The sequence below is a fragment of the Acinetobacter sp. AOR18_HL genome, from assembly GCF_027855145.1.
GTDB classification, from domain to species: Bacteria; Pseudomonadota; Gammaproteobacteria; order Pseudomonadales; family Moraxellaceae; genus Acinetobacter; species Acinetobacter pittii.
Window position 1 is genome coordinate 1 of the sequence record NZ_JAKTIG010000007.1, and the last position, 22,184, is coordinate 22,184.

The following is a 22,184-nucleotide window of genomic DNA, read 5'->3' on the forward strand; positions in this document are numbered from 1 at the left end:
TCTTTAAGTTTAGGGTTAATGAAACGCCAGCCCATGGTGGTGTCTTCAATCTTCTGGCTACGGCCAAAAGCACTGTCAGACTTACCCATCACATAGGGTGCACGGCTCATGCTTTCTACACCACCTGCAATCACCAAGTTCGCTTCGCCGGCTTTAATGGCACGGGCAGCAATGGCAATCGCATCGAGTGAAGAACCACAGAGACGATTAATGGTGGTTGCCGGTACCTGATACGGTAGACCTGCAAGTAATGCTGACATACGACCCACGTTACGGTTATCTTCACCGGCTTGGTTGGCACAGCCATAAATCACATCATCGACCTGTTCCCAATCTACATTTGGGTTACGCTGCATGAGCGCTTTAATCGGCACAGCGCCAAGGTCATCGGCACGGACAGGTGCAAGGCCACCGGCATAACGGCCGAATGGGGTACGGATGGCATCGATGATATAAGCGTTTTTCATTCTTACATTTCCATTTTGAAATCTGTTGCTGTCATTGCCACATTGTTAGACTTTTCCAGATTTTGCTGGCGATCATCATGGTTACTAAGTTAAAAGTAGTCATGACAGAGTCTTATCGTGTTGAGTCAAATGCCAGTAGCTAATTCTTGTCACTTTTTTAAAAAAGTAACCAAAAACCTTTGTTGAACAGAGGAGGCTTCCATGCCTCCCTGTCCAACGGGCGACATCCATGTCGCCTGTCACAATAGCGAATTACGGTAAAATCCAAATTAATAAGCAAGAACCGTATTCAAAGAGTTCTATTCAGTGTTTCGCGATGGCGACACGGATGTCGCCTCGTTGCTCAGCACAACAGGGATGTTGTGTCAGAGTAACAAAGGATTTTTGTTACTTTTTATCCTTAAAAAGTAAGGTATTGCCTATACAAAGGGCTTTCGAAGACCACTATCATTTACAGGCAATGACCGTAGTAGCATTGGCTATGCTGTGTAAACCTTACCCTTGAGTCGCATCAATCAGAGTTGCACCCGTTAAAGCTTGTAGCTCATCAAAGCTAAGACCTTCCACTTTCTCAATCACCTTCAAACCATCTTTAGTCACGTCAATCACACATAGGTCAGTGTAAATACGATCCACACATTTCTTACCCGTAACCGGATAAGTCAGCTCAGCCACAATCTTCGGCTCACCTTGCTTGGTCACATGATCTGTGGTGATAAATACTTTCTTGGCACCAACCGCCAAATCCATCGCACCACCCACAGCAGGAATCGCATCCGGTGCCCCCGTGTGCCAGTTGGCCAAGTCACCATTCGCAGCAACCTGAAATGCACCGAGTACTGCAATATCAAGGTGACCACCACGCATCATGGCAAATGAGTCGCCATGGTGGAAAAAGCTGCCGCCTTCAAGTATGGTCACAAACTCTTTACCCGCATTAATCAGTTCAGGATCTTCTTCACCTGCAGCTGGCGGTGGGCCAAAAGCCAATAGGCCATTTTCAGAATGAAGAAAAATATCTTTGTCATTCGGTAAGTAACTAGCGATCTTGGTTGGTAAGCCAATGCCTAGGTTTACATAGGCGCCATCTGGAATATCTTGTGCCACATGTTGTGCAATCTGGTCACGGCTGAGTTTCTGGTAGCTCATGTTATTTCTCCTTATTGCTTACTGTGCTGGCGCTACTTGTACAACGTGCTGTACAAAAATACCTGGGGTGATGATGTGCTCTGGGTCTAAACCACCTAGCTCAACCACTTCAGAAACCTGAGCAATAGTGACATCCGCAGCCATGGCCATAATCGGGCCAAAGTTACGTGCAGATTTACGGTAAACCAGATTGCCCCAACGATCGCCTTTGTAGGCTTTAATCAAAGCAAAGTCAGCCTTGATCGGATATTCAAGTACGTAGTCTTTACCATCAATTTCGCGGGTTTCTTTGCCTTCGGCTAAAAGTGTTCCAAAGCCTGTTGGGGTAAACACAGCGCCTAGGCCCATACCGGCTGCCTGAATACGGCACGCCAGATTACCTTGTGGTACGACTTCAAGCTCGACCTTTCCCGCACGGTAAAGTTCATCAAAAACATAAGAGTCAGACTGACGTGGGAAAGAACAGATGACTTTTTTAACTGAACCAGCCTTAAGCAGCTTAGCCAGACCGTAATCGCCATTACCGGCATTGTTGCTCACAATGGTCAGGTCCTTAACGCCAAGTTCAATAAGACCGTCAATGAGTTCAGCGGGTTGTCCTGCGGTACCGAAACCACCAATCAGAATGGTTGCACCATCTTTAATCTGCGATAGAACCTCGCTTAGTGAGGACTTACTTTTGTCAATCATGTGAGAAACCCTAGAGCATGAGGTAACGTGATGTATTACTACCGCTAAAAATTTATTTAAATTCTTAATGGTAGTAATAAATGGAATAAACTTTGTGAGTCAAAAGCGAACTTTTAACTCACATATACTTTCAATTAAGCACTAGCACGACGGCGCTCAACTTCAGTTGAAGGAGCAGCAGCGGCATCTTTAACAAGTTCGATGTTAAATGTGATGTGTTTGAAAGCGTGATCTAAACCACGGCGTTGAATTTCAGCTGGGTCAGTCACATCAACTGCTGTTGCAACTAAGCCGTCACGGGTTGCGAAAGCAAAGTCATCCCATAAGTACTCATCACCCTCAATGTTGAATTGAGTAGTCAGCTTGCGGTAACCCGGTGCAGAAACGAAGTAATGAACGTGAGATGGACGGTTACCATGACGGCCTAATTTGTTAAGAAGGGCCTGAGTTGTACCTTCTGGTGGGCAACCATAACCTACAGGCATAGTTGTTAATGCAACATACTTACCATCAGCATCAGTTAAGATGGTACGACGTAAGTTGAAGTCAGATTGAGACTTATCAAAGAATGAATAGTTACCCAAACTGTTGGCATGCCATACTTCAACTTTGGCATTTTCAATGATATTGCCATCCGTGTCGGTTACTTTACCTTCAATAATTAAGGTATCGATTTTGCCAGATTCTGTACCATCATCCATACGCGCAAAACCAACAGATTCAGGTGCGCCAGCTACATACAGTGGACCTTCGATAGTACGCGGTGTGCCACCCGTAACACCAGCTTTGGCATCAGCTTCATCTGCACGTAAATCAAGATAGTGCTCTAAACCTAAGCCAGCTGCCAAAAGACCAAGTTCGTTTGCTTGACCTGCGTCTGTGAAATATTCCAAACCTTTCCATACTTCTGAAGGTTGAATATCTAAATCTTCGATGGCTTGAAATAAATCCCCGAGAAGGCGCACTACAATTTGTTGAACACGTGCATCAACTTCGCCTTTTGCAGTGTCGACATTCATTTGTTTTACAAGCGCATCAATTTGTTGACGGTTCATACTAAAACTCCTTAAGTATGCAATACGGTTTTGGGTGGCAGCGCTGCGGGCATTTTGTCTTGCTAGCGAATAAGTGCCGCCACGTTCCTTGTTACCTTCTGAATAATCTGCTTGGTTTTTAAATGGACTTCAGAGATCACATTTAAAAAATTCTTTTGGTTTACGAATCATCATCACGAACAGAAGAAGGGTGGCGATTAAGTGCCATCACTTCGATGTTCATGTAGGGATAGAGAGGTAAACCCTGTAAAATATTGTGCAATTCTTCATTACTCTCGACATCAAAAATACTGATGTTTGAGTACTGGCCTGTAATACGCCAGATGTGACGCCATTTACCTTGACGCTGTAAGTCTTGCGAATAGGCTTTTTCGACGGCCTTAATTTCATTTGCTTTGTCGGCTGGCATATCAAGTGGAATATGCACATCCATACGTACATGAAATAACATGGGAAACTCCTTATCCTGTTGCCTTAACGACGTAACTTCTCGACTTTATCTTCATCAATTTCAATGCCTAAGCCGGGAGTCGTTGGCAAGTGCAATTCAAAGTTTTCGTAACGTAGTGGTTCTTTCAAAATTTCTTCGGTAAGCAATAACGGACCAAATAATTCAGTACCAAACGCTAATGTTTCAAAGGTTGCAAACGCATGAGCAGAAGCCATGCTACCTACCGGGCCTTCAAGCATAGTGCCGCCATAAAGATCGATTCCAGCCAAACCTGCAACCTTTGCAACTTCACACGCTTCGATCAGACCACCAGATTGTTCAATTTTCACGGCAAATACATCTGCACCATGACTTTTTGCAATACGGTATGCGCTGTCAGGACCAGTTAAAGCTTCATCCGCCATGATTGCGACATCAAAACGCTGTGTTAAACGCGCAAGTGCTTCAGTGTTTTGAATAGCACAAGGTTGTTCAATTAAATCAATTCCGCCATCTTGTAGCTGTTGAATACCTTGAATACATTCCAGCTCTGACCATGCACGATTTACGTCAACGCGTACACTAATATCTGCACCTAGTGCTTTTTTAATTGCAATCACATGATCAACATCGTGTTGCAAAGGGCGTGAACCAATTTTGAGTTTGAACGTATTATGACGTTTCAACTCAATCATTTTTCGCGCTTCAGCAATATCTTTTTCTGTGTCGCCAGACGCGAGTGTCCAAAGTACAGGTAAACTGTTACGTAGACGGCCACCTAAAACTTCACTTAATGGCACGCCTAAGCGCTTGGCCTGAATATCAAGTAGAGCAGTCTGAATGGCACATTTCGCAAAACGGTTACCATTAATATTCTTACGAATCAGTTTTAGCGTTTGTGCAACGTTTAAGTCTTTAACTGATGTGAGTAATGGTGCAAAGTAAGTATCAATATTGGCTTTGACACTTTCAGGACTTTCTTCACCATAGTTCAGTCCACCAATGGTGGTCGCTTCACCCCAACCGACAATACCATCCATGGTCGTAATTTTAACGAGCACCAAAGTCTGAGTACGCATGGTAGTCACAGACAACTGGTGAGGACGGATAGTTGGAATATCCACAAGTATGGTTTCTATGGTTCTATACATGAAGTTTCAACTATTTCAAACTTGTTTACATACCATAGAAGAATGTAATAGCCTAAAATAGATATAGAACGGTATTTTAAGATACTAAAAAGGTATATTAATGGAATTAAGACATCTACGTTATTTTGTTACCGTTGTTGAAGAACAAAGTCTGACTAAGGCCGCAGAAAAGCTTTTTATTGCTCAGCCACCACTCACGCGCCAAATCAAAAAACTAGAGGAAGAGTTAGGCATTGATCTATTTGTGAAAGGCTCACGTCCATTAAAAGTGACTGAAGCAGGGCTGTTTTTTTACCAACATGCGGTACAGATTTTGACCCATACAGCTCAAGCTGCTTCTATGGCAAAGAAACTGAAGCTAGTCGAGAATGTTGTTAAAGTTGGCTATGTGAGTTCGCTTCTTTACGGGCGATTACCGCAGGTCATTTATCTATTTAGACAAAAAAATACTGACATTCATGTCGAGCTTATTGAATGTGGTACACGTGATCAGGTCGAAGCATTAAAACTAGGTAAAATTGATTTAGGTTTTGGTCGTTTACCCATTAGCGATCCAGCGATTAAACGACTTTTACTTCGAAAAGAAAAATTAAAACTCGCGATTCATAAAAAGCATCCGTTAAGTGAGTTCCAAGAATCGGGAATTTATTTATCTCAAATTATTAATGAGACAATTTTTTCTTATCCAACGACACCTAAACCCAATTTTTCTACCACTATTCAAGCTTTATTTACTAAATTAGGTCTTGTGCCGGCCAAGCTGACTGAAGTACGAGAAATTCACATGGCGCTTGGTTTGGTAGCATCGGGCGAGGGTATTTGTATTATTCCAGAAAGTGCCTGTGATATTGGAATGAAGAATCTAACTTATTTAAATATCTTAGACTTAGAAGCCTATAGTCCCATTTCTCTTTCTATGCGCAATATGGACCAAAGTTCGTATATTCCTAAAATTTTAGATTGTATTGAAGAAATTTATAGCGAAGAAGAAGTGTCCAGAAATTTAAATTTATAACTTTTTAATACGTTTTAAATTGAATTATCATGTTATTTTAAAACTTTAAGATTATAGGTAATATTTAATAGGAATTAATAGATGAGAAAAATTTTAGGGATAGCTTCTCTTATTATGTCTACTGGTGTTGTACATGCTGAACAAGTAAACGAACAAGAACAAATTTCTCCATACAGTGCTAATGTAACCTTCGCAAGTCAATATATATCACGTGGTTTTCAACAAACTTGGGGTAAGCCAGCATTACAAATTGGTCTAGATTATGCAAATCCGAATGGATTATTTGTGGGAACTTGGGCCTCGAATGTAAGTTCCAAATATATTCGTGATGCTTCAGTTGAGTGGGATTTTTATACAGGTTATATAAAAACTTTTGATAAGTTTTCAGCTGGAATGACGGTTTTTTATTACTATTATCCAGGAGCCAAAAGTACGCCTGAAACGGGGAGTACCAGTTATAACTATGGCGAAATTGTGCCTCAAATTGGTTATGGGCCTTTGACTCTTAAATATTTCATTACCTACACTCCAGATTATGCAGGCTATAACTCAGATACGATGGGTGGCCCAGCAGGTAAACGTTCACGAGGAACAACTTATCTAGATCTAACTTTTACTCAGCCTATCAATGAGTCTTGGACTTTTGGTGCTCACTATGGCTATGAAAGAATTAAAAATTTCTCGGAAGCTAACTTTCAAGATATGAAAGTCGAATTGATTAAAGATTTAGGGGATGGCTGGACTACTGGTTTAGCGTATGCCAAAGCTTGGGACAAAGATGGTTTCTATAAAAAGTATAGTAATGGTGAACCTGATGCGCCAATTTCAAATCCGATTGATTCGACATTTACTGTCTTAGTTAAAAAGGTATTCTAATTTATAAATAAAAAAGCCTGATTACTTTATTTTGAGTGATCAGGCTTTAAATAGTGAATATATCAAATTATTTTTTAATTAAATCGTAAGCCATTTTGGTGTCGTCTAGCTGAACAAGTGAAGCATGGCGAGCCGAGAGCGGATCTTTATTTTCAATTGCGGTTAAAATCGCTTTATGTCTAGGTAGTGAATGGCCTTGTAAATTTGGGCGTAGACTGGTGACTTGAATAGATTGCTGTAAAGGTAAAACCAGCATTTTTGACATATAAGCCAATAAGTCATTATGCGTTGCTTTGGCAATTGCTAAGTGAAATTGAATATCTGGCTCTATAAATTCTTCAACTGTTGTTGCTTTTTCCATCCCATCATAGGCATGTTTAATGCGTTCAATATCTTCTTCGTTTGCTGTACTTGCTGCAATATAAGCAAGCTCAGGTTCTAAAACGCGTCGTACGGTAGAAAGTGTTTTAAAAAATTCGTGTTCAGGCGTGGTTTGAATTAGCCAAAACAATACATCTGGATCGAGTAAATGCCATTCTTCTTTAGGCCTTACCACAGTTCCAATTTTGGGTCTTGAGTAAGTTAAGCCTTTAGCGTTTAAAACACGGATTGCTTCGCGAAAGACAGGGCGGCTGACTTTATATTCCTCACATAAATCAACTTCACTTGGGAGTTTCTCATTTTCTGAAATTTCTCCAGAAACAATTTTTAATCCCAATTGTTGAACAATTAATGCATGTTGGCTTTTGCTTGGAATAGGATTTTTATAGTCAGCTTTACTCATATTTCACTATTACGACATGTTGAATATCCTATGGTATAGATGACCTTGTGTTTTAACAAGATCATCTTTTTCAAGAATAAATATTAATGGGAATGACGTGGAACTTCTGAGCCACGGCAACCGACCAAGAAATCAAAATCACAGCCCTCATCGGCTTGTAAAACATGTTCTACATAGAGCTTACGGTAACCGCCAATAAAACTTGGTGGAGCTGGTGGTGCTAAATTTTCAAGACGTTGCTTAAGTTCTTCATCACTCACTTCTAGGTGAAGTTTTCCAGCATAGGCATCAAGTTCGATAAAGTCACCATTTTGAACTACGGCCAAAGGCCCACCTGCCATAGCTTCAGGGGCAACATGTAAAACGACCGTGCCATACGCTGTTCCACTCATTCGTGCGTCGGAAATACGAACCATGTCGGTAATGCCTTTGGCTAAAACCTTTGGCGGTAGTCCCATATTTCCAACCTCTGCCATGCCGGGATAGCCTTTAGGGCCGGCATTTTTCATCACAAGAATACAAGTTTCATCAACATCAAGGTCTGGATCATTAATGCGGGTTTTATAATCATCAAAGTTTTCAAATACGACTGCACGACCACGGTGTTTCATCAGTTCAGGTGTGGCAGCAGATGGTTTAAGCACCGCACCTTTAGGGGCTAAATTACCGCGTAATATACACATGCCACCATCTTGGCGAATTGGGTTATCTATTTTCCGAATTACTTCATCGTTATAAATAGGTGATTGCTGGCAATTTTCCCAAATGGCTTGACCATTTACGGTTAAAGCGTGTGGATGTGGTAAGAGATTGGCTTCACCCATGCGACGAATCACGGCTGGCAAGCCGCCGCTATAATAAAATTCTTCCATTAAAAAACGGCCTGAAGGCTGTAAGTCAACAATGGTTGGCATGCCACGGCCAACACGGTTCCAGTCATCGAGTTGTAAATCAACCCCAATGCGTCCAGCAATTGCTTTTAAGTGAATTACGGCATTGGTTGAACCACCAATAGCTGCATTGACTTTAATCGCATTTTCAAAGGCTTCTTTGGTTAAGATTTTGGAAAGACGTAAATCTTCATGAACCATGTCAACAATGCGCATACCTGAAAGATGAGCCAACACATAACGGCGAGAATCTACCGCTGGAATGGCCGCATTGTGGGGTAAAGAAGTGCCTAGGGCTTCAGCCATACACGCCATTGTAGAAGCTGTACCCATGGTGTTACATGTACCAGCCGAGCGTGACATACCAGATTCAGCAGATAAAAATTCATTTAAATCAATTTTGCCTGCTTTGAGTTCTTCATGCATTTGCCAAACGATGGTACCTGCACCAATGTCTTTACCTTTGTGCTTACCATTTAGCATGGGACCGCCAGTCACTACAATAGCTGGAATATCACAGCTTGCAGCTCCCATTAATAATGCAGGGGTGGTTTTGTCACAACCTGTCAGTAACACCACACCGTCAATAGGGTTACCACGAATCGCTTCTTCGACATCCATACTGGCTAAGTTGCGTGTAAACATGGCGGTAGGACGTAAATTCGACTCACCATTTGAAAACACAGGAAACTCAACAGGGTAGCCGCCCGCTTCTAAAATCCCTTTTTTTACATGTTCGGCAATTTTTCGAAAATGCGCATTACATGGGGTGAGTTCAGACCACGTATTACAAATTCCAATAATCGGTTTACCTTGAAACTCATGATCTGGAATTCCTTGGTTCTTCATCCAACTGCGATACATAAAGCCATTTTTATCCGTTGTACCAAACCAGGCAGCCGAACGAAGAACTTGTTTGTTATTCATACAAATTTCCTTATATAGTATTACTATTAGAATTAATTAAATTAAAAATACACCATAAATTTTATTTTTAAAAGGTTTGAAATTTAAATAGTATTACTATATTTTAAATTGAAAGGATAATTTACGAGCAAGATGCTCTATAAGTAAATAATAGGAAATGGAGTCGAACATGGATTTCGAAAAGGATGTAATACGGACGGTCACGTTTAAGCTGATACCTGCATTAGTCATACTATATCTGGTGGCATACATTGATCGGGCCGCTGTCGGATTTGCCCATTTGCATATGGGGGCCGATGTAGGAATTGGTGATGCTGCCTATGGCCTAGGAGCTGGCTTATTTTTTATTGGATATTTTCTTTTTGAAGTTCCAAGTAATTTGCTTTTAGACAAATTTGGTGCTCGTAAATGGTTTACCCGCATTTTATTAACATGGGGCCTCATCACCATGGCCATGGCGCTCATTCAAGGCCCTAAAAGTTTTTATCTATTACGGTTTTTACTTGGTGTAGCAGAAGCAGGCTTTTTCCCGGGTGTTTTATATTTAATTACACAGTGGTATCCGGTGCGGCATCGCGGAAAAATCATGGGAATGTTTGTGCTTTCACAACCGATTGCCATGATGATTGCAGGGCCTTTAGCTGGTCTATTACTTGGAATGGATGGCATTGCAAATTTGCACGGCTGGCAATGGTTGTTTGTTGCAGTTGGCTTGCCCGCGGTTTTATTGGCTTTACCGACATTCCTGTGGTTGCCAGATAATATTGATAAAGTGAAATGGTTGAGTATTGAACAAAAACAATGGCTTACAAATGAACTTGTTAAAGATGAAGCCGAATATGACCAAACCCGACATGCCAATCCACTGCATGCCTTAAAAGACAAACGCGTACTTTTATTAGCATTGTATTACTTACCAGTGACTTTAAGTATTTACGGTTTAAATCTGTGGTTGCCTTCTATTATCAAGCAATTTGGAGGCGGTACTGATCTTCAAATTGGCTTCCTATCTAGCATTCCCTACGTTTTTGGAATTATTGGTTTGTTAATTATTCCACGTAGTACCGATCGTCTAAATGACCGCTACGGACATTTAAGTTTTCTCTACGCACTAGGCGCTTGTGCAATGTTTTTAAGTGGTTGGCTAAATTCTCCAGTCATGCAATTGGCTGCTTTGGCTGTGGTTGCGTTCTGTCTATTTTCATCTACTGCCGTGTTTTGGACATTACCGGGCCGATTCTTAACAGGCGCAAGTGCAGCGGCTGGTATTGCCTTAATCAATTCTGTCGGAAATTTAGGTGGCTATGTCGGGCCATTTGGTATCGGACTTTTAAAAGAATACACGGGAAATATGGCTGCTGGTTTGTATTTCTTATCTATCGTCATGCTTTTTGGTCTGATTTTGACTTACATCGTCTATGCCAAGCTCGAACGTCAAAAAACACAAACAGTGAATATTCAAAAGCCTTTGTAAGGAATAAAACATGCAAATTATTCAATTTGAAAATCGTGCAAATCAACGTGCTGTCGCTAAAGTAGAAGGCAACATGGCATATCCGGTTAAAGATATTCAATCGGTTCGTGATTTAGCACTTTTAGCAATCCGCAATCAAGTTTCACTGGAACAGCAAGTTGAGGCGTTAGGCTTTGAAGTGGAAACCTATGATTATTCATCTTTATTAGCAGATTTAAAGGTATTGCCGCCTTTAGATCATCCAGACCCAACGCACTGTCTGGTGTCCGGTACAGGCTTAACCCATTTAGGTTCTGCATCTGCACGCGACAAAATGCATCAACAAAATTTAAGCGATGACAGCTCGGTGACCGACACCATGCGGATATTTCAATGGGGGCTACAAAAGGGCCGTCCAGCACAAGGTCAGATCGGAGCACAACCAGAGTGGTTTTATAAAGGCGACGGTTCAATTGTGGTAAGGCCGGGAGCAGAGCTGCCTTTACCTCCATTTGCCGAAGACGGCGGCGAAGAACCTGAAATTGCAGGCCTCTATGTTATTGGCGAAGACTTAAAGCCTTACCGAATCGGGTTTGCGCTGGGCAATGAATATTCTGACCATGTGATGGAGCGTCGTAATTATTTATATCTGGCGCATTCAAAATTACGTTTTTGTAGTTTTGGTCCAGCTTTACGGACAGGCGAATTACCAAAACATTTAGTCGGAACTAGCCGTTTACGCCGTAATGGACAAATCATTTGGGAAAAAGAGTTTTTGTCGGGTGAAGACAATATGTGCCATAGCTTGGCAAATCTGGAATATCACCACTTTAAGTATCAACAATTCTTAAAAGCAGGCGATGTACATATCCATTATTTCGGTACAGCGACTCTATCTTTCGCTGATGGTATTCAAGCGCAAGTCAACGATGAGTTTGAAATAGAGATGAAAGAGTTCGGACTTCCACTCAAAAATAAGCTTGCCCATACACAACCAGAGCTACCGATCGGTTCAGTTATTACTCTCTAAGGAATATAAAAATGGTCATTGGACACAACTTTATTGGCGGTTCACGCAGCGCACAAAGTTCCACTTTACTAAAAAGTGTCAATGCAACGACTGGCGAAACTTTGCCTTATGAGTTTCACCATGCAACCGAACAAGAGGTGAATCAAGCCTGTGAAGCAGCAAGTCAAGCGTTTAAAACTTACCGCCATACGTCTCCTGAACAGCGTGCTACTTTTTTAGAAAATATTGCCGATGAGCTCGATGCTTTGGGTACAGATTTCCTTGAAATCGTCTCACAGGAAACTGCTTTGCCACTTGCACGTTTGCAAGGCGAACGTGGTCGTACCAGTGGGCAAATGCGTTTGTTTGCCAAAGTGCTGCGCCGTGGTGACTTTTTAGGTGCCCGTATTGATACCGCTTTACCTGAGCGTCAGCCTTTACCTCGCCCAGACCTGCGTCAGATTAAAATCGGTGTCGGCCCTGTGGCAGTCTTTGGGGCAAGTAACTTTCCGCTCGCCTTTTCAACCGCAGGTGGTGACACTGCTTCGGCACTAGCGGCAGGCTGTTCTGTAGTGGTAAAAGCGCATAGTGGGCATATGGCCACAGCGGATTTTGTGGCTCAGGCAATCGAACGTGCCGTAGAAAAATCAAATATGCCTAAAGGTGTATTTAACATGATCTATGGTAATGGCGTGGGTGAACCTTTAGTGAAGCATCCTTTAATACAGGCTGTAGGTTTTACGGGGTCACTACGTGGTGGACGAGCTTTATGTGATATGGCCGCAGCCCGTCCACAACCGATTCCGGTCTTTGCTGAAATGAGCAGCATTAACCCAATGTTGATGTTACCAGAAGCCTTAAAAACCCGTGGTGAAAAGATTGCACAGGACTTAGCCGACTCAGTTGTTTTAGGCTGTGGTCAGTTCTGTACCAATCCGGGTTTAATTTTAGGTTTTAAATCAGCCGAGTTTACTCAGCTCATTAGCAACCTAACCGAAATTATAGGTGGCAAACCTGCACAGACTATGCTGAATGCCGGCACCTTAAAAAGTTATACCGCAGGTCTTGAGCATTTAACTGAGCATCAAGGTATTGAACATTTGGCAGGTCAAACCCAGCAAGGCAATCAGGCGCAACCGCAACTGTTTAAAGCTGATGTTGAATTATTGCTAGCAGGTGACCAGCTTTTACAAGAAGAAATCTTTGGGCCAACCACAGTCATCATTGAAGTTGAAGATAAAGCCCAACTCATTCAGGCCTTACAAAGCATGAATGGGCAACTGACCGCGACTTTAATTGCTGATGAAGCTGACTTAACCGAGTTTGCAGATGTAGTTCCAGTTTTAGAGGAAAAAGCCGGTCGATTACTTATAAATGGCTACCCAACAGGTGTTGAGGTGTGTGATGCAATGGTGCACGGCGGGCCATACCCAGCCACTTCAGATGCACGAGGCACCTCAGTTGGAACCTTGGCCATTGACCGTTACTTAAGACCTGTGTGTTACCAAAACTATCCGCAGAGTTTATTGCCAGAAGCTTTAAAAGATAGCAATCCATTGCAGATTTTAAGATTGGTGAATGGTGAGATGACCAGAGAGGCTATCTAAGCAATTTAAAAAAGAGACCACTCGCTGGTCTCTTTTTACTATTTCGAATAATAAATCTAAAGCAAAATGTATTGATTAATAGCCCTTCAATATCTAGTTTTTTTTGATAATCATTTTGTCCGATATGCGGACATTAAAATCATTAATCGGTTTTTACTGAAATTTATCTATATCAAAAGCGCTCTAAAAAAAATAATTTATGGATCAGGATATGGAGAAAATGTGATGGAAAACTTCACTTGATATTACCTATTTATTGAGTGCTTTAATTGAGTTCTATCAAAGAAATTCGACATAAGATGAGTATTCTGAAAAATGTTTGAAACGTGTTTGGAAAGTAGAGCGCTTTTCATGGCGGATGACAAATTTACTGCATCGTTTTGAAACGGAATTCGATCATAAAATTAAGCAGGCTGAACTGAACTATATTTTAGATTCTAATGCTGGGTTTACGACATTGGCCGAAAATTATGTAGGTTTACCTTATCAGGATAAAGTTATACCTAAATATGAAGAAATCATTGTAATACAATAGCATAGTCGATCTTATTTCTTCCTGAAAAATAAGATTAGACGATATTAAACAATGAAGCAGATGGATTGCTTCTTTAAAAAGGGATATACCATGAGTTTAGCGCAGAGTTTTAACCAACAATTTATCAATGGACAATGGATTAACGGTTCATCGAATAAAATTGTAACGAATACAAATCCTTATACTCGTCAGCATATTGATGATATTCAAGGAGCCAGCCAACAAGATGTTGATGCAGCATATCAAGCTGCGCAATCAGCGTTTAAATCATGGCAAAAAACCACTGTGAGTGAACGTCAATCTCTGATTGAACGTATTATTGCGGTGATTACACAACATCGTGAATCTCTTGTAGATTGGTTAATAAATGAAGCTGGAAGTTCAAGACTTAAAGCGAATATTGAAGTAGATGCGGCACTTAAAATTTCTCAAGCATCTTTAAAATATGCGAATGCTGTAAATGAGGTAATTGATTTAAAACCTGCCCATGAGGGACAAGTTAGTCAAGTATTCCATAAAGCTTTAGGTGTAATTACAGTCATAAGTCCTTGGAATTTCCCTTTCCATTTGAGCATGCGCTCGGTGATTCCTGCAATTGCTTTGGGTAATACTATTGTTCTTAAACCAGCAAGTGATACGCCTGTGACAGGTGGGTTGATTATTGCCAAAATTTTTGAATTGGCAAATGCCCCTGCGGGTGTGTTGAATGTAATTGTCGGGGCAGGCAGTGAAATTGGCGACTATGTGGTTGAGCATGATACAAGCAAGTTTATTTCATTTACTGGTTCAACACAGATCGGCAAGCGAGTAGCTGAAAAAGCTATGTCTGCCAGACGGATTAAACGTGTTGGCTTAGAACTTGGAGGCAATGCGCCATTAGTAATTTTGGACGATGCTGATTTAGACCTTGCAGTGAATTTAACGGTAATGGGACGCTTTTTGCATCAAGGGCAAATTTGTATGAGTACCAACCGCGTCATCATTGATGAAAAGATTTATGATCAATACCTAGAAAAATTACGTCCTGCTTTGGCAAACATTAAAGTTGGTGATCCAGCCAATGAAGAGACTCTAGTTGGGCCAATTATTAATAATCAGCAAACTGACAATATCCGCCGTATTATTCAGCAAGCACAAAATGAAGGTGCTTCGTTATTCTTTGACGGTGGAATTGAGGGCAATTTGGTTGGACCTCATGTGTTCATCAATGTTGAGCCAGATTTTGCTGTGGCGAAAGAAGAAAGTTTTGGTCCAGTTCTACCAATTTTAAAAGCACGTGATGAAGCTCATGCACTTGAACTTGCCAATGACACTGAATTTGGTTTATCGAGTGCGGTGTGTACTTCAAATCATGAACGTGGAGTGAAATTTGCGTTGGGGATTGAGGCAGGTATGTCTCATATTAATGAGATTTCGGTTGCCGATCATCCTAATGCCCCATTCGGCGGCGAAAAGAACTCAGGTTTAGGCCGTTTCAATGATCAATGGATCGTTGAGGAATATACGACCACCCATTGGGTTACGGCGCAAAAATAAAACTTGGTATCTGATTAAGCTTAGATACATTTTGTTTTAGATGTTATTTCACTTGGAATCTATAGCATTCTATTTTTAGGGGGCTGTTGGTCCAGACGAAAGGAACTGTGAATAAGACGCTTGTTTTTATAAAAATATAATCTGATACAGGATGTTGAGATATGAAAAATTTTACAGAGATTACTGCAGCTGTGACCCAAAGCAAAGGTGCAGATTTTGAACTCAGGCAACTTCAGATTCGTGAACCCCAAGATGATGAGGTTTTGGTAAAAATCGTAGCAACAGGTATGTGTCATACCGATTTAATTGTTAGAGATCAATATTATCCTGTTCCTTTACCAGCGGTATTAGGACATGAAGGGTCGGGAATTGTAGAAGCGATTGGTCCAAATGTGAAAGATTTAGCAATCGGTGATCATGTAGTTCTTAGTTATGGATATTGTGGGATTTGTGAGCAATGTGGCAGTGGGAATCCTGCATATTGTCAGGACTTTTTTGGTCGTAACTTTGGTGGCACTGATCCCGAAGGGAATTCTGCAATTTGTACACACGATCATCATAAAGTACATGACCATTTTTTTGGACAATCTTCATTTGCAACCTATGCGATCAGCCGTGAAAATAATGCAGTAAAAGTCACTCAAGATGTGCCTTTAGAATTATTGGGTCCATTGGGCTGTGGAATACAGACAGGCGCAGGTGCAGTCATAAATGCATTAGGTGTTAGACCTGCCAGCAGCTTTGTGACATGGGGCGCAGGTGCCGTTGGATTAAGTGCATTGCTTGCTGCAAAAGTATGTGGAGCAACTACGATCATTGCTGTCGATATTGTGGAGTCCCGTTTAACTCTTGCAAAAGAACTAGGGGCAACACATGTTATTAATAGTAAAGTCCAAGACCCCATTGAAGCAATTAAGGAAATTACGCAAGGTGGTGTTCAATTTGCACTAGAGTCTACAGGCCGTCCTGAAATTGTAAAACAGGGCATTGATGCACTTGGTATTCTCGGCAAAATTGCAATTGTTGGTGCACCACCATTAGGGGTAACTGCCGCTTTTGATGTAAATGATTTACTGATTGGAGGTAAATCAATCATAGGTGTGGTAGAAGGAAATAGTGTTGCTAAACGCTTTATTCCAGAACTGGTTGCATTATATCAACAGGGTAAATTTCCATTTGATAAACTGATCAGGTTCTATGATTTTAAAGATATTAATCAAGCAGCAATCGATAGCCAAGAAGGTATAACACTCAAACCAATTTTAAAGATTGGTTAAATTTAAAAGGTCATGGCATTTATTTGATATGACCTTTTAAAATTCTTATAAACCATAATTAATTTAAATTTCTTACAATTGAATACTTCAAACTAATACGTATATCTAGCTTAACTAAATTAAATCAACCAAGTAACTGATTGTTAAACTTTAACTGGCAAATTAAGCACCACCTGAGCATCCTCAATAATATCTAAGCGGAGAATAGTTGAAGCACTAAGCTCATTTAGCAATGTACTTAACGGTCCCTCATTTTTCTCAAGTTGAACATTCTTTGGAAAAAGTTTTTGTGCAAAAGAAAGAATGTTGGACTCAACTTCAGTTTGATGCCATTTACCATCAACAACATGTAGCATGGTGGCTCTGTTGATATGTGTTTCAGAATCAACATATTTTAAAGTCGGTACAGCGGTCTTTAAGCTTAAATCCAATTTGCCATTAACATCAAAAATATCGGCTTGCACTTCTTTTGAGTTAATGTTGACGTCAATTTTAGTTAACCATTTTGGTAGCTGGTAACCATATACACCACGCACTCTGGCGATTTCAGTATCAACAGGCAAAGCTAAAACATGAGCATAAAAATGACGTTGACGCATCGATTTCATTAACTCTGCAATATGTGAACCACGAGCATTAGGCTTACGGACAACAATCGCAATCGACACTTCGTTATAAGGGTCATTGTCACAAACAGAATAGGTAAAAAACGTAACAGCAACCAACCCGTAACCCGGAAATGGTTGTAATGGCGTTAAGTCAGCAGGAAGTTTTGCTTTAATTTGCTTAATAGGTGCAAGCATGAGCAGTTGTACATTTGCACTACGATAATAAAAATTGGGTGCCCAAACAGGACCTACTCGGGATTCCACAATTTTTTTAGGAATATGACGGAAAAAATCGATGTTGCCAACAGCAGGATCTTGCGCGACTTCATCTAAATCGGGGTTCATTCTGAAACGGTCATAATAACCACCTTTGGGTACTTTGACTTTTTGTTGCCCAAATTCAACTTCAGTAAACTGTTGTTTTGTATTCATGAAAGTTCACCTTTATATTAATTGACCGAGTAGCTAATGCTGTATATTTCAAGACGTGTTAATTTAGAATCAATACAGAAACTATAAGATTAAAGCTAACTTTAAGGTCAAGTCTTTAATTTTGAGGTGTAAAGTCTTTGACATTTAAGGGAAATAAAATAAAAACAATTAAAGATTAAAAAGATACAATGTCGCCTAGCGTCTTCATATAAATTTTATTTTTAAAAGACGATTAAGATAGTTGACCTTAAAGTTAACTTTAAACTTAGTATAAATATTCAATCCTTTATAACGAATCAACAAGCAGTTTTTCACCAGGAGAACAAAGATGGGATATGTAACCACAAAAGACGGCGTAGAAATTTTCTATAAAGATTGGGGACCACGGGATGCCCAAGTTTTATTTTTTCATCATGGATGGCCTTTAAGTTCAGATGATTGGGACACACAGTTGCTTTTTTTCCTTAAAGAAGGTTTTCGTGTAGTTGCCCATGATAGACGGGGACATGGACGTTCAAGTCAGGTGTGGGATGGTCACGATATGGACCACTACGCAGATGACGTTGCAGAAGTGGTTAAACATCTGAATATTAAAAATGCAATTCACATTGGCCACTCAACGGGCGGTGGTGAAGTAGCTCATTATATTGCACGTCATGGCCAAGACAATGTTAAAAAAGCTGTTCTTGTCAGTGCAGTTCCGCCACTGATGGTTAAAACTGAAAATAATCCTGAAGGTTTACCAAAAGAAGTTTTTGATGATCTGCAAAATCAGGTTCTCACCAACCGTGCGCAATTTTTCCGAGATCTTCCATCTGGTCCGTTCTATGGTTTTAACCGACCAGATGCGAAACCATCTGAAGGTATTATTGCTAACTGGTGGCGTCAGGGTATGACGGGTAGTGCAAAAGCGCATTACGATGGTATTGTGGCGTTCTCACAAACTGACTTTACCGAAGATTTAAAGAAAATCACCATTCCTGTTTTGGTGTTACATGGTGATGACGATCAGATCGTGCCTTATAAAACGTCTGGCGTAAAATCTGCTGAGTTACTTCAAAATAGCCAACTCAAGATCTATCCGGGTTTTTCTCACGGTATGTTAACTGTAAACCATGAAGTGATTAATGCTGACTTGTTGACGTTTATTCGCGAATAATTTAAAGCTTTAAACTTTAAAAAAGAGGCCTATTAAGTGCCTCTTTTTTATTTATAAGTAAATGAAATTGAAAGTAATAAATATAGAAATGCTAAAAGGTATTGACATTAAAGTTAGCTTTAATCTTAAAGTAAAGCCATACTGAATGAGGTCATTCCAATGAAAGTGTTCGAAAAATTAGTATTCCCAAATGGCTCATATGTTCCTAACCGTATTGCTAAAGCGGCAATGGAAGAAAACATGGCTGATTTAAACCATGCACCATCAGAAGAATCAATGCGTTTATATCAAGCTTGGGCAAATGGTGGCGTAGGTCTAATTATTACTGGAAATGTGATGGTAGACCGCCGAGCGATGACTGGACCGGGCGGTGTAGTATTAGAAGATGAAAAGCATCTAGATACTTTTAAAAAATGGGCACAAATTGGTCGCTCAAAAGGCGCTCAGGTGTGGCTTCAAATTAACCATCCGGGGCGTCAAATGCAAGCAAACCTTGGTCAGCAGACTTGGGCGCCATCGGCTATTTCACTTGATCTTGGCAAAATGTCAAATCGTTTTAATACACCAATTGAAATGACTGAATCTATGATTGCAGAGGTGATTCAGCGTTTTGCAAACACAGCGCGTCTAAGTGAAAAAGCTGGGTTTACTGGTGTAGAAATTCATGCAGCACATGGTTACTTATTAAGCCAGTTTCTTTCACCACTCAGCAATAAACGCCAAGATCAGTGGGGTGGTTCTTTAGAAAATCGCGCTCGTATTTTAATTGAGATTGTGGAAGCAGTTCGTAAAGTCGTTTCGCCTACGTTCACTGTTGCAGTAAAACTGAACTCAGCTGATTTCCAACGCGGTGGATTTAGCGTTGAAGATGCTCAACAAGTAGTTAAAATGCTAAATGAACACGCTGTAGATTTGGTTGAACTTTCAGGCGGTAGCTATGAAGCACCTGCCATGCAAGGTCAAGCACGTGATGGCCGTACTCTTGCTCGTGAAGCTTATTTTTTAGAATTTGCACAAGAAATTCGTAAAGTTGCCAAAATGCCTGTTATGGTGACAGGTGGCATACGCCGTAAACAAGTGGCAGAGAAAGTGATTGAAAGCGGTGTAGATATGGTCGGTATTGCCACAGCTCTAGCGATTGAACCTAATTTGCCAAATGCTTGGAAACAAGGCCAGAATCTTAGCCCTGAATTAAAACCGATTACTTGGAAGAACAAAACACTTGCTTCACTTGCCAATATGGCGGTGGTCAAATTCCAGTTACGTAATTTAAGCTCTGGTAAAAAAACAAAACCAAATGTTTCACCAGCTTGGGCTTTAATTTTGCAACAATCAGCGATTTCATGCCGTACCCGCCAATACAAAAAAGGCATGCGTGACTATTCATTTGCTTCTTAATAAGTGAGTTGTGTTATGACAAATCCTAACGATTCAAACTGGATAATTTATGGAGCAAATGGCTACACGGGCGAGTTAATCGCTCGTGAAGCTGTACGCCAAGGTCTAAAACCAACTCTGGCTGGTCGTAACAAAGCTAAGGTTGAAACATTAGCTCAAGAGTTGGGACTTGACTATAAAGCTTTTGGGCTGGATAACATAGATGCGGTAAGTGAACAACTCCAAGGCTTTAAATTGGTGATGCACTGTGCAGGGCCATTTTCAGCAACATCAAAACCCATGATGGAAGCTTGTATAAAGGCTGGTGCTCACTATCTAGATATTACTGGTGAAATCGCTGTATTTGAATTGGTACAGTCACTTAATAGTCAAGCTGAAGAAGCCGATGTTGTGCTTTGTCCGGGTGTCGGTTTTGATGTGATTCCAACAGATTGTGTTGCCGCTGCACTGAAAGAAGCACTACCAGATACGACCCATTTAGCGCTTGGTTTTGACTCTAGAACAGGGTTTTCACCAGGTACAGCTAAAACAAGTACAGAAGGCATGGCCGAAGGTGGAAAAATTCGTAAAAACGGCAAAATTACCACCGTTCCATTAGCCCATTATGTGCGTACCATTGATTTTGGTGATGGTAAAAAAAGTGCCATGAGTGTTCCGTGGGGAGACGTATCTACAGCTTTCTATACAACAGGTATTCCAAACATTGAAGTGTTTGTACCCGCATTTCCCAAAATGATTTTTGGTGCGAAAATGATGAACTATTTACGCCCAGTATTAAAACTAAATGCTGTACAGAAGTTTATTAAATCGCGTATAGAAAAAACGGTTGTTGGGCCAAATGAGGAACTCCGCGCAAAAGTACCCACCTATGTTTGGGGTGAAGCAAGAAATTCACGTGGGGAAATCAAAACCGCCCGCATCCAAACGGAAAACGCTTATAGCCTTACCGTAAATGGTTCACTGACTGTAGTGAATTATTTGCTCAAAAATACCGTTAAGGGTGGTACATACACACCTGCAAAATTGATGGGTTATAAGCTAGTGACCGAACTACCGGGTTCTGGTCCACTGGTCATTAATTAATAAAGCCTTTATTAAAACAGCACATTTATTGATGGTCCCGAATAAGGTTTTCGCTATCAAAAGATTGGCTGATTTTTTTCTATAGTATTTGCATGAAAAAACGAATTACAGCGTTGGTCCGTAATTCGTTTTTTTAGATTTATAGATTGATACTTAAACGCTTTGGTTACTTAGTTGATACCAGTACCCATCTATACAACGCGAGAGCGATTAACTCTAATTGAAATTATGGTGTTTTTGCGTTGTCAAAATAGAGATTCATCAGACGTTCTGCATTTTGCTCACATGTAATTTCATCTGGTTTGTTATTAATAGCTTCAATCATGGTATGTAAGTTTTGCTTACTGACTTTTAGCTTTTGTTCTAAAATTTCTATTTCCTGAATTTTGGTTTCAATCGTTTGAATGAGAGCATCATGGTCCCAAGCGACAACTTTCGATGGCAAAAATGCTTTAATTTCTGCTAAAGAAAACCCGACTTGTTGAGCTTGCTGGATTAAAGAAAGTTGTTTCAAATCGTTATCAGTATATTCACGATAGCCATTCGATTTTCTTTTTGCTTTAGGCAAGAGTTTAATTTGCTCGTAATAACGAATAGTAGGGGTACTTAAACCACTTAATTTCGATAACTCGCTAATATTCATAGCCACATAC

At 40.6% G+C, this 22,184-nt stretch carries 21 protein-coding genes and 1 pseudogene; 12 read left to right on the forward strand and 10 right to left on the reverse strand.

The window, feature by feature from the left end:
- From MKL51_RS01930 to MKL51_RS01955, 6 genes are all read right to left on the reverse strand, one after another.
- On the reverse strand, window positions 1-467 hold a 467-nt coding region (locus MKL51_RS01930; RefSeq protein WP_270904162.1), incomplete at its 3' end, for a beta-ketoacyl synthase N-terminal-like domain-containing protein.
- A 495-nt stretch (window positions 468-962) separates the two neighbouring features.
- Complete coding sequence (locus tag MKL51_RS01935) at window positions 963-1,616, reverse strand: 3-oxoacid CoA-transferase subunit B (protein WP_032006282.1); 654 nt, start codon at window positions 1,614-1,616, stop codon at window positions 963-965.
- 18 nt (window positions 1,617-1,634) lie between these two features.
- Window positions 1,635-2,306 carry a 3-oxoacid CoA-transferase subunit A gene (locus MKL51_RS01940; protein WP_017386040.1) on the reverse strand — a complete coding sequence of 224 codons (672 nt, stop codon included), beginning with the start codon at window positions 2,304-2,306 and terminating at the stop codon, window positions 1,635-1,637.
- Between the two features lie 134 nt (window positions 2,307-2,440).
- A complete protein-coding gene (gene catA / locus MKL51_RS01945) occupies window positions 2,441-3,361 on the reverse strand; it encodes a catechol 1,2-dioxygenase (RefSeq protein ID WP_032006281.1) in 921 nt (306 codons plus the stop codon).
- A 160-nt stretch (window positions 3,362-3,521) separates the two neighbouring features.
- On the reverse strand, window positions 3,522-3,812 hold the full coding sequence (catC, locus tag MKL51_RS01950) for a muconolactone Delta-isomerase (RefSeq protein WP_000897236.1): 291 nt from the start codon (window positions 3,810-3,812) through the stop codon (window positions 3,522-3,524).
- Between the two features lie 23 nt (window positions 3,813-3,835).
- Window positions 3,836-4,942: a muconate/chloromuconate family cycloisomerase gene (locus MKL51_RS01955; RefSeq protein ID WP_032006279.1), complete on the reverse strand. Its 1,107-nt coding sequence runs from the start codon at window positions 4,940-4,942 to the stop codon at window positions 3,836-3,838.
- 100 nt (window positions 4,943-5,042) lie between these two features.
- Here MKL51_RS01955 and MKL51_RS01960 point away from each other — a divergent pair, with 100 nt between their 5' ends.
- Together MKL51_RS01960 and MKL51_RS01965 are read left to right on the forward strand one after the other, a co-directional pair.
- Complete coding sequence (locus MKL51_RS01960) at window positions 5,043-5,957, forward strand: LysR family transcriptional regulator (protein WP_270904163.1); 915 nt, start codon at window positions 5,043-5,045, stop codon at window positions 5,955-5,957.
- 81 nt (window positions 5,958-6,038) lie between these two features.
- Entirely contained in the window at window positions 6,039-6,833 is a 795-nt protein-coding gene (locus MKL51_RS01965; protein WP_032006278.1) for a TorF family putative porin, read from the forward strand.
- Between the two features lie 67 nt (window positions 6,834-6,900).
- Here the strand turns inward: MKL51_RS01965 and MKL51_RS01970 are convergent, their stop codons facing one another.
- Both MKL51_RS01970 and MKL51_RS01975 read right to left on the reverse strand, forming a co-directional pair.
- The gene (locus MKL51_RS01970) at window positions 6,901-7,617 is read right to left on the reverse strand and encodes a FadR/GntR family transcriptional regulator (protein WP_002113901.1); all 717 of its coding nucleotides are present in this window, start codon (window positions 7,615-7,617) and stop codon (window positions 6,901-6,903) included.
- Between the two features lie 83 nt (window positions 7,618-7,700).
- Entirely contained in the window at window positions 7,701-9,434 is a 1,734-nt protein-coding gene (locus tag MKL51_RS01975) for an IlvD/Edd family dehydratase (protein WP_032006276.1), read from the reverse strand.
- Between the two features lie 169 nt (window positions 9,435-9,603).
- Here MKL51_RS01975 and abaQ point away from each other — a divergent pair, with 169 nt between their 5' ends.
- The 7 genes and pseudogenes from abaQ (at window position 9,604) to MKL51_RS02005 (ending at window position 16,851) form a co-directional block, all read left to right on the forward strand.
- Window positions 9,604-10,908 carry a multidrug efflux MFS transporter AbaQ gene (gene abaQ / locus MKL51_RS01980; RefSeq protein WP_032042327.1) on the forward strand — a complete coding sequence of 435 codons (1,305 nt, stop codon included), beginning with the start codon at window positions 9,604-9,606 and terminating at the stop codon, window positions 10,906-10,908.
- Between the two features lie 10 nt (window positions 10,909-10,918).
- The gene (gene araD1, locus MKL51_RS01985) at window positions 10,919-11,917 is read left to right on the forward strand and encodes an AraD1 family protein (RefSeq protein ID WP_032006274.1); all 999 of its coding nucleotides are present in this window, start codon (window positions 10,919-10,921) and stop codon (window positions 11,915-11,917) included.
- 11 nt (window positions 11,918-11,928) lie between these two features.
- A complete protein-coding gene (locus MKL51_RS01990) occupies window positions 11,929-13,503 on the forward strand; it encodes an aldehyde dehydrogenase (NADP(+)) (RefSeq protein ID WP_032052061.1) in 1,575 nt (524 codons plus the stop codon).
- 241 nt (window positions 13,504-13,744) lie between these two features.
- Window positions 13,745-14,038 (forward strand): annotated as a pseudogene (locus tag MKL51_RS01995) (4-hydroxybenzoate 3-monooxygenase); the annotation flags it as partial.
- 51 nt (window positions 14,039-14,089) lie between these two features.
- Window positions 14,090-15,574, forward strand: coding sequence for an aldehyde dehydrogenase family protein (locus MKL51_RS02000; protein ID WP_080973475.1), 1,485 nt, complete (start codon window positions 14,090-14,092; stop codon window positions 15,572-15,574).
- A gap of 45 nt (window positions 15,575-15,619) precedes the next feature.
- Complete coding sequence (locus tag MKL51_RS21015) at window positions 15,620-15,685, forward strand: GlyGly-CTERM sorting domain-containing protein (protein ID WP_227063886.1); 66 nt, start codon at window positions 15,620-15,622, stop codon at window positions 15,683-15,685.
- A 50-nt stretch (window positions 15,686-15,735) separates the two neighbouring features.
- Window positions 15,736-16,851: an NAD(P)-dependent alcohol dehydrogenase gene (locus tag MKL51_RS02005; RefSeq protein ID WP_032042328.1), complete on the forward strand. Its 1,116-nt coding sequence runs from the start codon at window positions 15,736-15,738 to the stop codon at window positions 16,849-16,851.
- A 143-nt stretch (window positions 16,852-16,994) separates the two neighbouring features.
- On the opposite strand, the gene MKL51_RS02010 is transcribed toward MKL51_RS02005, so the two are convergent.
- The gene (locus tag MKL51_RS02010) at window positions 16,995-17,891 is read right to left on the reverse strand and encodes a hypothetical protein (protein WP_032052063.1); all 897 of its coding nucleotides are present in this window, start codon (window positions 17,889-17,891) and stop codon (window positions 16,995-16,997) included.
- A gap of 328 nt (window positions 17,892-18,219) precedes the next feature.
- Between MKL51_RS02010 and MKL51_RS02015 the strand changes: the two genes are divergently transcribed.
- From MKL51_RS02015 to MKL51_RS02025, 3 genes are all read left to right on the forward strand, one after another.
- On the forward strand, window positions 18,220-19,050 hold the full coding sequence (locus tag MKL51_RS02015; protein WP_002113902.1) for an alpha/beta fold hydrolase: 831 nt from the start codon (window positions 18,220-18,222) through the stop codon (window positions 19,048-19,050).
- A gap of 159 nt (window positions 19,051-19,209) precedes the next feature.
- Complete coding sequence (locus tag MKL51_RS02020; RefSeq protein WP_032052065.1) at window positions 19,210-20,448, forward strand: NADH:flavin oxidoreductase/NADH oxidase family protein; 1,239 nt, start codon at window positions 19,210-19,212, stop codon at window positions 20,446-20,448.
- Window positions 20,449-20,463: 15 nt separating this feature from the next.
- Window positions 20,464-21,531: a saccharopine dehydrogenase family protein gene (locus MKL51_RS02025; RefSeq protein WP_032052066.1), complete on the forward strand. Its 1,068-nt coding sequence runs from the start codon at window positions 20,464-20,466 to the stop codon at window positions 21,529-21,531.
- 226 nt (window positions 21,532-21,757) lie between these two features.
- Here MKL51_RS02025 and MKL51_RS02030 read toward each other — a convergent pair whose 3' ends face one another.
- Window positions 21,758-22,174, reverse strand: coding sequence for a MerR family transcriptional regulator (locus MKL51_RS02030; RefSeq protein WP_002113932.1), 417 nt, complete (start codon window positions 22,172-22,174; stop codon window positions 21,758-21,760).
- Between the last annotated feature and the right edge of the window lie 10 nt (window positions 22,175-22,184).